The organism is Paenibacillus sp. AD87, assembly GCF_001659845.1.
Lineage (GTDB): Bacteria > Bacillota > Bacilli > Paenibacillales > Paenibacillaceae > Paenibacillus > Paenibacillus marchantiae.
In genome coordinates this window covers 304,239-317,765 of record NZ_LXQN01000007.1, presented here as the reverse complement: position 1 = coordinate 317,765, position 13,527 = coordinate 304,239, and the positions used below count along the sequence as shown (strand labels likewise).

The 13,527-nt window shown below is 46.6% G+C and carries 15 protein-coding genes and 1 other annotated feature (1 of these 16 cut by a window edge); all 15 genes read right to left on the bottom strand.

The window, feature by feature from the left end:
- Positions 1-618, bottom strand: partial view of a LysM peptidoglycan-binding domain-containing protein gene (locus tag gpAD87_RS01540; protein ID WP_064635834.1) — the beginning only. The gene continues 1,008 nt to the left of window position 1, outside the view; 618 of the gene's 1,626 nt are visible here — the first part of the coding sequence; it begins with the start codon at positions 616-618; its stop codon lies beyond the left edge, outside the window.
- A gap of 194 nt (positions 619-812) precedes the next feature.
- Positions 813-1,697 (bottom strand): branched-chain-amino-acid transaminase, encoded by an 885-nt coding sequence (gene ilvE / locus gpAD87_RS01535; protein ID WP_064640703.1) that lies wholly within the window; start codon positions 1,695-1,697, stop codon positions 813-815.
- Between the two features lie 138 nt (positions 1,698-1,835).
- On the bottom strand, positions 1,836-2,717 hold the full coding sequence (pheA, locus tag gpAD87_RS01530) for a prephenate dehydratase (protein WP_063568130.1): 882 nt from the start codon (positions 2,715-2,717) through the stop codon (positions 1,836-1,838).
- Positions 2,714-3,682, bottom strand: coding sequence for a homoserine kinase (gene thrB, locus gpAD87_RS01525; protein ID WP_064635833.1), 969 nt, complete (start codon positions 3,680-3,682; stop codon positions 2,714-2,716). The genes pheA and thrB overlap by 4 nt, the downstream gene beginning before the upstream one ends.
- Entirely contained in the window at positions 3,679-4,749 is a 1,071-nt protein-coding gene (gene thrC / locus gpAD87_RS01520; protein WP_064635832.1) for a threonine synthase, read from the bottom strand. Before thrC ends, thrB begins: the two co-directional genes overlap by 4 nt.
- A gap of 117 nt (positions 4,750-4,866) precedes the next feature.
- Entirely contained in the window at positions 4,867-6,153 is a 1,287-nt protein-coding gene (locus gpAD87_RS01515; protein ID WP_064635831.1) for a homoserine dehydrogenase, read from the bottom strand.
- Positions 6,154-6,246: 93 nt separating this feature from the next.
- On the bottom strand, positions 6,247-6,684 hold the full coding sequence (locus gpAD87_RS01510; protein ID WP_024633956.1) for an ACT domain-containing protein: 438 nt from the start codon (positions 6,682-6,684) through the stop codon (positions 6,247-6,249).
- A 227-nt stretch (positions 6,685-6,911) separates the two neighbouring features.
- Positions 6,912-8,222, bottom strand: coding sequence for a GTPase ObgE (obgE, locus tag gpAD87_RS01505; protein WP_064635830.1), 1,311 nt, complete (start codon positions 8,220-8,222; stop codon positions 6,912-6,914).
- Positions 8,223-8,239: 17 nt separating this feature from the next.
- Positions 8,240-8,788 (bottom strand): Spo0B domain-containing protein, encoded by a 549-nt coding sequence (locus gpAD87_RS01500; RefSeq protein ID WP_231952405.1) that lies wholly within the window; start codon positions 8,786-8,788, stop codon positions 8,240-8,242.
- Between the two features lie 340 nt (positions 8,789-9,128).
- Positions 9,129-9,440: a 50S ribosomal protein L27 gene (rpmA, locus tag gpAD87_RS01495; protein ID WP_024633959.1), complete on the bottom strand. Its 312-nt coding sequence runs from the start codon at positions 9,438-9,440 to the stop codon at positions 9,129-9,131.
- 23 nt (positions 9,441-9,463) lie between these two features.
- Positions 9,464-9,793 (bottom strand): ribosomal-processing cysteine protease Prp, encoded by a 330-nt coding sequence (locus tag gpAD87_RS01490; RefSeq protein WP_063568124.1) that lies wholly within the window; start codon positions 9,791-9,793, stop codon positions 9,464-9,466.
- 13 nt (positions 9,794-9,806) lie between these two features.
- Positions 9,807-10,118 carry a 50S ribosomal protein L21 gene (rplU, locus tag gpAD87_RS01485; RefSeq protein WP_062328098.1) on the bottom strand — a complete coding sequence of 104 codons (312 nt, stop codon included), beginning with the start codon at positions 10,116-10,118 and terminating at the stop codon, positions 9,807-9,809.
- A 14-nt stretch (positions 10,119-10,132) separates the two neighbouring features.
- Positions 10,133-10,217: a sequence feature (ribosomal protein L21 leader region), on the bottom strand.
- Between the two features lie 56 nt (positions 10,218-10,273).
- Positions 10,274-11,524: an Rne/Rng family ribonuclease gene (locus gpAD87_RS01480; protein WP_064635829.1), complete on the bottom strand. Its 1,251-nt coding sequence runs from the start codon at positions 11,522-11,524 to the stop codon at positions 10,274-10,276.
- Between the two features lie 104 nt (positions 11,525-11,628).
- The gene (locus tag gpAD87_RS01475; RefSeq protein WP_064635828.1) at positions 11,629-12,489 is read right to left on the bottom strand and encodes a M50 family metallopeptidase; all 861 of its coding nucleotides are present in this window, start codon (positions 12,487-12,489) and stop codon (positions 11,629-11,631) included.
- The gene (locus gpAD87_RS01470; protein WP_064635827.1) at positions 12,482-13,366 is read right to left on the bottom strand and encodes a M23 family metallopeptidase; all 885 of its coding nucleotides are present in this window, start codon (positions 13,364-13,366) and stop codon (positions 12,482-12,484) included. The genes gpAD87_RS01475 and gpAD87_RS01470 overlap by 8 nt, the downstream gene beginning before the upstream one ends.
- Between the last annotated feature and the right edge of the window lie 161 nt (positions 13,367-13,527).

Here is a 13,527-nt window from a genome sequence, read left to right as displayed (position 1 = left end):
ATTTTCTTTCTTCTGAGCTTCCTTCTGCGGTTTCTCTTCAGGAATTTCAGGTAATTGAGGTAACACTTCCACTTCTGGCTTGATATTAGGTACGACCGGATTTGCAGGTACAGGAGCCGGAACCGCATTGGAGACTTCCGGTAAAGGAGCTGGTTCAGGTACTGGGACTACTGGTACGACTGGAGCCGTTTCTTCTTTAACTCCCGTGTATTCCTTCCCTTCAGGAGACAGCTTCTCATGAGCAACATTGGATGAGGCGCCATTCTCTGAAGCCGCATTCCCCGGTGCATTCGCTGATGGAATGTACACGGTCTCCCCTACAAGAAGAGCATTAGGATTTTTCAATTGTGGGTTCGCATTGATCATATCTTTCAACGGAACTCCCCAAGCCTGTGACAACTTCCACAACGAATCTCCTTGCTGGACTTTATGACTGTGCAACACGTCTTCTGGCTTTGGTGTTACAGGCTCCGCAGGGATTTTGACCTTCATGCCGATCTCCAACTTGTCAGGATTTGAAATTTGCGGATTAGCTGCGATAATTTTGTCCAACGCTACATTATATTTTTGGGACAGCAGATATAATGTGTCGCCTTTTTTCACCATGTGTATTTTCACTTGGAACTAACCTCCTAGACGTGATACTTGGGCAGTGCATTCGCCCATACCGTTACTACATCCTATGCAGAAATTGGGCCAATGACATCAACTAAGCAAAAAAAATCCTTCCCGCCCCAAAAACCGCATACTCCAGGTATGCTGATTTTCTGAGACAAGAAGGATTTCCTCCTTCCCTATTCAGTTCGTTCCTTTTATTCTTCCCAAACTTTGTAACCGTCTTTGTCGACAATTTGACGGAACGCTTCCAGCAATCTCAAGGTTACAGGACCTGCAAAACCCGTTCCAATCGTTCTGCCGTCCACCTCATATGCAGCAATAACTTCTGCGGCTGTTCCAGTGAAGAAGACTTCGTCGGCAATGTACACATCATGTAGCGTAAATGGCACTTCTTTTAATTCAAGATCCAGCTCACCGCACAGATCGATAATGGCCTGACGTGTAATTCCCTCTAATGCACCAAGATAACAAGGTGGCGTATAAACTACACCATTTTTGATGATGAAGATATTATCACTCGAACCCTCAGTAACGTAACCTTGGGAATTCAGCATAATCGCTTCACCCGCACCTGAATAGTTAGACTGAATTTTAACAAGAATGTTGTTCAGATAGTTCAATGATTTAATTTTTGGATTAAGTGCATCAGGAATGTTGCGGCGTTGCGATACAGACACGGCTTTCAGCCCAGTAAGATACGCTTCCTCCGGATAGATCGCGAGTTGCTCAACAATGATGATAACGGACGCTTTAGGGCAGCGCAGCGGATCAAGACCCAAGTTACCAGGTCCACGTGAAACGATCAGACGAATATAACCGTTACGCATATCATTGCGCCGTACCGTTTCAGCCATCACTTCAAGCATCTCATCATAAGACAGCGGAATGTTCAGACTGATGGATTTAGCTGAATCGTACAAACGATCCAAATGCGCTTTGCATCTGAAAATGTTACCGTTATAAATACGAATACCTTCGAAAATACCGTCTCCATACAAAAATCCGTGATCATATACCGAAACGGTTGCGTTCTCCTTGGTCACATATCGACCATCCAAGTAAATCCATTGTTCTGACACCGATGACTGCACCTCCATAAAATTTCCATCCCTTGATTCCGAAACTACATTTATCTCGTTCATTGGACAACAAATGACAAGCTGTTCTTGCACACATTACCCAGTCTTATGACAACCTTCACCAATGTACGTCCTGATTCAGGTCGTTTTTAACGAAGGATATGTATAACACGGATAGCTGCCAAGAACACGTACCTGACAATTCAAAGCCTCAATCTCAGCCATGGCTGCGGTAAGCAATACCGAATCTGCACTTTCTTCAACATCAATGTAAAAATAATAACTCCCCAACCTCTTCTTCGTTGGACGAGATTCCAATCGGGTCAAGTTCAGCTTCCGCCAGGCAAAAGCCGAAAGCACCTGATGCAATGCACCCGGTGCATCTTCAGGCAATGTAACCAGCAAACTGGTTTTCACATGATCAGGCTCTCGTGGTATCTGAACAGGCTCATGGCCTATCAACACAAAACGAGTATAGTTGTTGTCATGATCGGTAACCCGTTCAGCCATAATGTCCAAACCATGCTTCTGTGCAGCCAGCCTTGTACCAATCGCGACCCAGCCTTTACCAGGATTTTTTTTAACAATCTCCACAGCTTCCGCTGTACTGTTTACACCTTCAAGGTCTGCTCCAGGTGAATGCAGGCGAATAAAATTCTGGCACTGTGGAATCGCTACAGGATGGGACATGATCTTCGTAATTTTCCCGAAATCATATTCACCACTCTCTGTCCTGAACTCAGAGCCATGCCCAATGACATTCTGGATGGATGGATAAACCCATTCTGCTTGCATCGGAATATCCACTTCGTTAACCAGCCAGTCCATATGCAAACTAACGGAGCCTTCAATCGTATTCTCAATAGGTATGACACTATACTGGGACTTTCCACTATCCGTAGCCCGGAAAACATCAGAAATCAGTTTGGAATGAAGCAATTCCAAAGGCTCCCCATTAAACAGAAAATCTACTGCTTCATGAGAAACTGAACCTTCAGGTAATACTGCAATTCGTTTCATGCGTTAACTTCCCCTTTAACTCTGTCCATAAAAGGACTTTCATCTTGATCAGGCAGTACGGTAACACCGTCCAGATCCGGATCCAACCACAATGCAGATGCAGTGATACCTTCACGGCTCATTGTGTCTATCAAATATTGCTCCAATTCAAGCTTACGAGTATCATGACGATCTACCAACGTCAAAACGGTAGGTCCGGCTCCACTCAATGCAGCCCCCAGGGCTCCATGACTGACCGCATGTTCCAGGATTTCAGCCATACCAGGTACCAACGATGCCCTGTAGGGTTGATGAATCCGGTCAGACATCGCCTTTTGAATCATGTCCAATCTTCCACTTGCCAAAGCTGCAACGAGTAAGGATGATCTGCTTATGTTGTGAATGACATCAGACTTGTCAAACTGCTGTGGAATTACATTTCTTGCTTTCGAAGTGGACAACTCGAAGTCCGGTACGATGACCAACGTCTGCAAATCCTGATGCGGCTCAATGCGAATATGGTCTACCCGACTGCCATCCCATGCTGCTGTAATGATACCTCCATATAGTGAAGCTCCTACATTATCCGGATGTTTCTCCAGCGACGTAGCCATGTCCAGAAGCTTGGCATCAGATAACGGAGTGCCAATTAAAGCATTAGCAGCAGCCAATGCACCCACGATAGCTGATGCACTGCTTCCCAGTCCCCGAGTAAGCGGAATATCGGAATACATGGAAATTTCCAACTCTGGAACGGAGATTCCAGCTTCGTTGAACACCATCTGTGCAACTTCATATATCAAATTGGATTTATCTGTTGGCAGACCCGTCAGATGATCTCCATGTAAATGGAATGTTGTCTGCTCAGCCGGTTTCATCTCAAGCCATGCATACAGAGACAATGCCATGCCCAGGGTATCAAACCCTGGACCCAGATTGGCTGTACTTGCAGGTACCTTAACGATTACCCTTTGCTGCAAACTCATACGGATTGTTGCTCCAATTGTGCAATTGCCGCCATAACCGCTTCTTCGGAATCTTCCACAACAAGCGGCTCAGTCGCTACCGTTTTGATTGCAATATTAGGATCTTTTAGACCATGTCCTGTCAGTACACAAACCACAGTTTCTCCGCCTTTAAAGTACCCTTCACTCTTCAGTTTGTATACACCAGCAACGGAAGCAGCGGATGCAGGTTCAGCAAAAATCCCTTCACGAGCGGCGATCGTACGATATGCTGTCAGAATTTCTTCGTCAGTTACATAATTAATTTGTCCACCAGACTCTTCAGCTGCAGCTACAGCAGTTTTCCAACTAGCAGGATTACCGATTCGAATAGCCGTTGCTACGGTTTCAGGCTCAAGGATCGGTTCACCTTTGACGATCGCCATGGCGCCTTCCGCTTCAAAACCGACCATACGTGGCAGCGAATTCGATTTGCCTGCTTCTTTATACTCCTTGAACCCTTTCCAGTAAGCCGAGATGTTCCCTGCGTTACCCACCGGGATTGCGAGTACATCAGGTGCTTGACCAAGCTGTTCAATCACTTCAAATGCAGCCGTTTTCTGTCCTTCAATTCGGAACGGATTCACGGAGTTCACGAGCGTAATTGGATGTTTGGCTGTAATCTCACGCACAATTTCCAATGCACGGTCAAAGTTGCCATTAATCGCAATTACCTTGGCTCCATAGATCATAGCTTGAGCCAGTTTACCCAGCGCAATGTTGTTATTTGGGATCAATACAATACAATTCAGACCAGCACGAGCCGCATACGCTGCTGCTGCCGCTGAAGTGTTACCTGTCGATGCACACATGATCGTGCGGCTGCCTTCTTCCATCGCTTTAGCAACAGCCATAACCATTCCGCGGTCTTTAAATGAACCAGTCGGATTCAGACCTTCATATTTGAAATATAAATTCAATCCGAGTTCCTCGGACAGATTCTCAGCATGAACCAGGGGTGTGTTTCCTTCATGAAGCGTAAGCAGTGGCGTGTTTTCATTAACCGGAAGGTGCTCTCTATACGTTTGCAGTAATCCTTGATATCTCATTGTGGGTAAACTCCTTTGTCGTTAATAATCCGAATATGATTGCATACATCTATATGGTTAAACGTGTACCTTAAACTTGGATTTAGATCTAAAAATTCAAACCGGATTGGGGACGAATTATCCTTCTACCCGGTACACACTCTTAATGCGACGAATGACGGCAAGGGATTCAAAGTGTTTCAATACTTTATCCATGCTTGCCTTGCTAGCGTTATGCGTAACAATGATGATCTCAGCATCCGGGTTATGCTCGTTCGGCTGTTGCACGACTGAAGCCAGGCTGACTTCGTATTCAGCGAAGATTTGTGTAATCTGCGCCAGTACCCCTGCCTTGTCATCTACGTGCAGCAAAATAAAGTTTTTCGACATAATGTGCTCGTCACTTTGCAGGCGCTTCTGTTTATAAGGCACAATGGCTTTAAGACCATTCACACCCAGCTTCAGGTTTTTGATCACAGCCACGATATCCGCTACTACAGAAGTTGCCGTCGGAAGCTCACCTGCACCCGCACCGTAGAACATCGTCTCACCTACAGCTTCGCCATGTACATACACAGCGTTGAACACCCCATTGACGGATGCAATCGGATGATTCTGTCTTACCATCGTTGGCTGAACACTAATGGTGATCTCATCATCCCGACGATCTGCGATACCCAGTAGCTTCATCTCATAGCCAAGTCTTTTGGCATACGTAATATCTTCACGGGTTACGGATGTAATCCCCTTAACGGTTACGTCTTTCAGTTCCACATTGGTACGGAAGCCCAAAGTGCCCAGAATCGCCATTTTGCGAGCTGCATCGAGTCCTTCGACATCCGAAGTTGGATCGGTTTCTGCGTATCCGAGTGCTTGAGCCTCGGCCAGAACCTCTTCATATGAGGCGCCTTCCTGGCTCATTTTGGTCAAAATAAAGTTCGTTGTTCCGTTCACAATCCCCATAATGCGGGTAATCCGGTCGGATGAGAAACCTTCAATCAGCGTTCTGATGATCGGAATGCCCCCAGCCACACTCGCTTCGTAGAATACATCACATTGCTTTTCCTGTGCCTTGGCCAAAATCTCGGAACCGTGCAGTGCCATTAAATCCTTGTTCGCGGTTACGATATGCTTGCCTCGCTCCAGTGCTTCAAGAATGTACTCTTTGGTCTGATCAATGCCACCCATAACTTCCACGATAACATCAATATCTGGATGACGAATGACTTCCCAAGGATCTTCAGTGAGCTTCGCACGGTCTACAGCAATGACACGATCTTTTTCCGTATTCTTAACTGCAATCTTCTCTATAACGATCGGTGATCCAACCTGACTGCTCAAATCCTCCTGATTTCCTTCCACGATGCGAACGACCCCAGTCCCCACCGTACCCAGACCCAACAACCCCACTTTTACCGGTTTCACTAACGATCTACCCCCAATGTCTTTTCTCCTTCACCCCTGTACGATTTAACCATACAAACAACTTATTCCTAAACGTTTTACGATAACGTCTAATTAACCTTGGCCTACAATGCGCGTGCGTCGAACCCCGGGCATATCCTGCATCCGATCGAGCATTTCTCCGATTTCCCCATGGAGGTGTGATGTCTCCACTGAAATGACAACATTGGCTCTCCCCTGGAGCGGAATACTTTGATTAATAGTTAGCACGTTGGCTCCATAACCAGCTACATGTCCGAGCACACGAGACAATATTCCTGACTGATGCTCCAAATCAATGGAGATCGTTACAATTCGCTCCCGTTCAAGCTGATTGATCAAATGGATGCCATCCTTGTACTTATAAAAAGCACTTCGGCTTAATCCAACCTGTTCAACCGCCTCATGAACTGTTTTGACATCCCCGGAAGCTAGCAGTTCTTTTACCTGCATGGTCTTTACCACAGCCTCTGGCAAAATGTCTTCCCGTACTAAGTAATAGCGTTCATTCACAGAACGTCCTCTCCTCAAAGACTCATGTATTCATATAGTGGACATTATATAGGATCTATCTCAAAAGGGCAATACCTCACATGTCTATTTTTGAAAAACTATTCCTAACAGTATACAAGTTTATCCCATGTGCAGGTAAGGAAAAATAAAAAAACGCAGAGCAGCGGGTAATCTCCCACTTCTCTGCGTTTATGTTTTAACCACTATCCGTACTGCGGCCTGCTATCTTAATAATAGCTGCTGCCTTCCACAAATTCGAACTCAAACTCGCCAATGCGCACAATGGTGCCTTCTTCAGCTCCGCGTTTACGCAATTCCGCATCCACACCCATATAGCGCAATGTACGCGCCAGCTTGAGAATTGCTTCATGCGAATTCAGCTGCATCCGTTTCATCATACGTTCAATCTTGGCACTTTCGACCACGAAGATTTCATTCTCCCGTACAATACGGAAACCATCGTCCTCTTTTTTGTCCAAGCTGTACACTTTGCGTTCGGATAAGTCAGCAACTTCTTCAACCACTGGCTCGTCCGGAATTTGATCCAGCAGATCAGCCGCACGATACAGGAGCTCTTGAATCCCTTTCCGTGTCAGGGACGAAATAGGCATAACTTCAATATCCGGTTGAACTTCACGAGCCTTCTGCAAAAACTCTTCCAGATTAGCTTCGGAATCCGGCATGTCCATTTTATTGGCTGCTACAACCTGTGGTCTCTCAGCGAGGACAGGATTGTACAATTTGAGTTCCTCGTTGATTTTCTGCCAGTCTTCGAACGGATCACGTCCTTCTGAACCAGACATGTCAACAACATGAACGATAATACGTGTACGTTCTACGTGACGCAAGAACTCATGTCCAAGCCCAATACCTTCATGAGCACCTTCAATCAGACCAGGCAAGTCGGCCATAACAAAGCTACGGCCTTCACCCACACCAACAACACCCAGGTTAGGTGTAATGGTTGTAAAATGATATGCTCCAATCTTTGGCTTGGCTGCCGAAACAACAGACAACAGTGTAGATTTCCCGACACTTGGGAAACCAACCAAACCGACATCTGCCATGACCTTAAGCTCAAGTACGATGTAACGTTCTTGACCTTCTTCGCCATTTTCGGCCAGTTCTGGCGCTGGATTGTTAGGCGTGGCAAAACGAATGTTTCCCCGTCCGCCTCGTCCGCCACGAGCAACAACAACCTGTTGACCATGACGTGTCAAATCAGCCAGTACTTCTCCACTGTCTTCATCCAAAATCACGGTTCCAGGTGGAATACGTACAATCATGTTCTCAGCGTTCGCGCCATGCTGACTTTTATTACGTCCCTTCTCACCACGAGGGGCCTTGAAGTGACGCTGGTAACGGAAATCCATCAACGTACGCAGACCTTCATCCACACGGAAAATGATGTCAGCTCCTCTGCCTCCATCACCCCCGGCAGGTCCGCCGTTCGGTACATACTTCTCACGACGAAACGAAATAATTCCGTCCCCTCCGTCTCCGGCTTTCACATAAATCTTCGCTTTATCTACAAACATTGGTTAACCCCTTCTTCCTATATTCCGCAAGGCATTCTGAATTGTATAAACGTATCCTCAGACGGAAGCTGCTCCGTTCTGACTTTTTTTCCTTTGAGTACGGCATTGAGCTGCCGCAATGTTTCCGGATCGGGTGTTTGATCCCCATCCAGCCGGACAACCACATCTCCGTGATCCTGTCCGAAGTTCAAGGTCAGTTTGCGAACCTCTCCCCAAGACGACCGGCCGCCGCCATATTGATAGGCTCGAATCGCATCGGCAATCGCCCCCGTAAGCGACTCGCCATCCTCGGGAGAGACCAGAGCACTAAGCTGCAACTCTTCCTCTACGACCACATGCAATTCCAGAGCGACTCCACTGGTCCGGAAAGATTGAAGATAAAATACGAGTGAAGGAATACCCAATCTGGAGATTCGGCTTTCTTCGTTAACCCGCTCTACTATTCTTTCCACACATTGCACTGATTTATCAAGTTTGCCCAGTCTAAGATATCCATACAATACCTGAAGATCGTTCATCCAATCATGCCTATGATGATTTAATGATGCAATTGCTGTCTTTTCCATAGATTGTATGATGGTTCTGCGTTCCGCCTCTGCTTGTCTCTTCATCACATTCACAGAAACAAAAAGCACCGCGACGGACCACAATGCGTATACAGCTATTGAAATAATCACTGGATACAGCATAACGAAAACCAAAGGAATCAGAAGTGAACATGCCGCAATCCAGGGCACTCTTTTCCAAGATTTCATGGCTTCTCCCCGTTCTACAAAACTCGGTTGGTTTAAACCCCACCGTAACCAAGTATAACATGTCTTTTCTGCCAGTTCATTATCGAATAACCTATAAATACAAAAAGCCTCCGGCAAAAATGCCGAAGGCTCCTTAGGCGGAATGCCGATATTATGCTTCTACTGCAGCTGCTACTGGAGCAACATTCACAGGGTAGATGCTTACTTTTTTACGATCGCGTCCCCAACGTTCGAATTTCACAACGCCGTCAACTTTCGCAAACAAAGTGTCATCTTTACCGATACCCACGTTAGTACCTGGGTGAATTTTCGTTCCGCGTTGGCGAACGAGAATGCTACCACCAGTTACTGTTTGTCCGTCAGCACGTTTAACGCCAAGGCGTTGTGCGTTACTGTCACGACCATTCTTCGTGGAACCTACACCTTTTTTCGATGCGAATAACTGAAGATTTAATTTCAACATGATTGGTTGTCCTCCTTCTTTGATTATTTGACTTGCTCTATCTGAATATACTTTCCGTATGACTCTGCAATATCAGTGAGCATAAGCACCATGGATTCGAGTAGCAATTGTACCTGGGACCAGGTTCCGTCTTTCTCCAACACCGGTAAAGAAGCGCTTAAAAAGCCATTCTTCATCTTGGCGTCCATTTCGACACCAGTCAGTGTTTCAATCGAGTTCACCGTACCCACTGTAACAGCGGATACCCCGGCACATACGATGTCTTCTCCTCGCTTGGCAAAATTAGCATGCCCTTTGATGGAGAAACGATCGATGCTCCCGTCATCATTACGAAAGATTTGAACGATAATCACTTATCGCACCTTCTTACGCTTTGATTGCTTCGATAGTTACTTTTGTATACGGTTGACGGTGACCTTGCTTCACATGGTAGTTCTTTTTAGGTTTGTATTTGTATACAACAACCTTTTGTCCTTTGCCATGTTTCTCCACTTTAGCCGTTACAGTTGCTCCGGAAACCAATGGTGTACCTGCTGTCAAACCTTGATCGTTAGATACAGCCAGGACACGGTCGAACGTTACGCTTTCGCCATCGTTCGCAGTCAATTTCTCGATGAACAGAACATCGCCCTCTTGGACTTTGTACTGTTTGCCACCTGTTTCAATAATTGCGTACATTTGCCTTGCACCTCCTCATGTCTCAGACTCGCCCGGTCTCAGGTGACAGTGTCCTTGCGGAACTGTTCTTGTACCCGGCCAGTGCGGTTACAGCATGTGCAAGACCAATAGGCTAAACACATACCTGATGATTATACCACCAACTACACTAAAAATCAATGCAACGGCGAAATATATCTTTTGCCTGTCCCATGACAGGAAGAACACGGCTCCACGTAAGGGAGCGTGCTCTCTTCCCGTACCTTCTTACGGGTAAGTTCAAGCAATCCCAGCTTGGTCCAACCCATTACAAAAGCCTTGGTTCGATCCTTCTTGAGTTCATTTTCCAGCGTTGCCGCAACTTCATGCCGATTCATCGCTTCCTCCATATCAATGAAGTCCACAATAATCATGCCACCGATATCCCGAAGACGCATTAAACGGGCGATCTCAACCGCTGCCTGCATGTTCGTTTCCGTTACGGTCTCTTCCAGACTGTCGCCGCCTGCTCCCGTGTACTTGCCTGTATTGACATCGACTACAGTGAGCGCCTCGGTATGATCAAGGACAATATATCCGCCTCCAGGCAGCCATATCTTGCGGGCGAAATCCCTGTTCAACTGCTCCTGCACACGATAAGCAGCAAAAATTGATTCTTCTCCCCTGTACACCTGTACTTTAGGTTGATGGCCTGGACAGATCTCCTCCAGCAAAGCACTCAATTCACGGGCTTGTGCTTCATTATCCGTAATGACTTCATCGCTACCAGGCGTATACACATCACGAATGATCCGCTGAACCATACTCTGATCTCGATGCAGCAGGCTTGGTGAAGGCAAACTATCCGCTTTTTCACGAATCAGACGCCACTGCTCACGTAATGTTTCCAAGTCGGCCTGAATGGCTTCCCTCTGTTCCTCTGCGGATACGGTTCGTATGATAAGCCCCTCTTCGTCCCGTCTCAGTTGTTCACCCAGCGTTTTGAGGCGGGATCGATCGCCCTCACGGGCAATTTTCTTGGAGACGGCTACATAGTCTGCTAAAGGCATATAGACAAGCCAGCGGCCCGGCAGCGAATAATGAGTCGTCACCCGGGCTCCCTTGCTTCCTACTGGCTCCTTCAGGACCTGGACGATTACATCCTGACCTGGACGAAGCAGCTCCGAAATTGAAGGCTTCACTTTGGGTTGTTTCTCCAGATTGGGATGCAATACATCGTCCACATACAGAAAAGCATTCTTTTTCTGACCGATATCCACAAAAGCAGCTTGCATACCTGGTAACACGTTCACTACCCGTCCTTTGAAATACGAACCCAGCAGTCCACGCTCGCGTGTACGCTCTGCCATGAATTCTACAGCTTTGCCTTCTTCCAGAAGCGCCATTTGCATGAGGTTATGTTCATTATGTACAATCATTTGTTTCATGGCTTCACCTCTAGAAGACAATTCAATTCATCCACATCCATTCTGTATCTTTGCATACTCATTGTACATGTATTAACCCAATTCAGGACAGATCCACCAAGATGCTACAACTTATCCGTGTCTTGTTTGAAATAAGAACCGATGATTCGCTGCTCAGGCAAAACGGCCATGATTCTTCCCTGTCTATTCATCACATATATCATATGGTATCTTTCTCTCTTTAATAGACGCAAAATAGTCTCCAAAGGTTTCGCCGGAAATGAGATTATCGGCTGCGCCAAACTGCCTGTAGCCGCATGACGGGTGAATGCACTTTCACGATTCATCAGAAATCGGATAAACCGGTAGGGAATATTTCGGTAATCGGTCACATTGGAATAGAACAGAAAAATTCCGATCAACAGGATATTTAACGGCAGCCCGTAATCACCGGTAAACCAGCGACCGATGGCAACCAAGATAACCCCTACGCTACACAGAATGCTGATTCTGTAAGTCCACATCAATGTCGTATAGTAGGGAGCAGCAAGACTAACGAGTGCCTGTACAATTTTACCTCCATCCAGTGGCAACACAGGTAGCAGGTTAAATAGGGCAATCAGCAGATTCCCCTGTATAATATAATCCAAAAAAAGCGGGTCTCCCAGATTCCCATACTTCAGCAACAAAACGATTCCAACCATGAGCATATTTTGAAACGGGCCTGCCAAAGCGATAATGATCTCCCGCCGGGCTGTAATATTTCCGGCATCCTCAATAACGGCGACGCCGCCAAAAGGAAGCATCTGTATCGAAAGGACACGGCAGCCCAGAAGGGCTGCCGCTGCAGCATGTCCACATTCATGAATAAAAACGATGGCAAACAGCGTGATGAGTTCAATAAAGTTTCCAGTCAACAGGGAAGCCATCATGATAATCACAAAAAAAGGATGAAACGAGATACGTACACCCCACAACCTAATCAAGGGCAACCACTTCCGCAGGGTCTACGTACTGCTCGCCCTCTTTTACAGCGAAATACAATGTGGCAGGTTGATCATTTCCAGTCTCCTTTATGCTACCGACCGCGTCACCCGCTTCTACCCAATCATTCACCTGGACTTCACTCTCGTTCAAGCGTCCGTATATCGCTGTGACTTGACCCGAGTGCTGGATTACAACCGTTGTCCCATTTTCCGGATCATCCAATACTTGAAGTACTCGTCCGGCATCTGAACTAACTACTTGAATAAGTCCCGTACCGCCAGCTTCAGGAACAATCTCAATGCCTTTCATGCTCAGAGCAAAAGGCTGAACGACAATTCCCGAGATCGGTTTGCCGAGCAGATGTCGAATTCCCGAGCCGTTCACAGGATCGGTGGTATGTCCAAGAACAGGCAGGAATGACGGCGTTCCACCAAAATGCCGTTCGTACCAGGCAGCAGCATAGGCAAAATCCATATCCCGATGCAGCACATCGGCGATCACAGTTTTGGCAGGTGTCGTCCATGAAGTGTTCAACTGGAACAATCCCCAGACGCCACCGAATAATAAAATGCTAACCACCGTTCGTCCCACAAATGACTTCATCAGATTGAAGCGTGGATGGCCGCCAGGACCATAATGCCCGTTCTCTTTTTTCCACAGCCACTCCGGATCTCTTTCCTGTTCCGCCAACGAAGATCTTGCTGTTCGCAGATTTTCTTGTATATCCATAGACGAGAAAGGATTACGTTGCGCGGATGAACGCTTATCGGATAGCGAGCCCGATTCTCGCTGCTGCATAATTTCTTCCGTAGCACCATCCATTAACCGCCGAATGCGCTCTTCTCTTCTCTGCTTGATTCTGAGTTTCGTATTCATGGAATGTCCTCCCGCCGAGGCTTGTTTACTACATCTTATGAAGGGCTCGTTCATAATATGAACAAGCTTCGGCTGGAAGCAAAAATAACCCCACAACGTAGAGTCCTCCTGTGAAGTACATATCCTGTTCTATACAAGTCGACTTTAATCAAAGGCTCCAT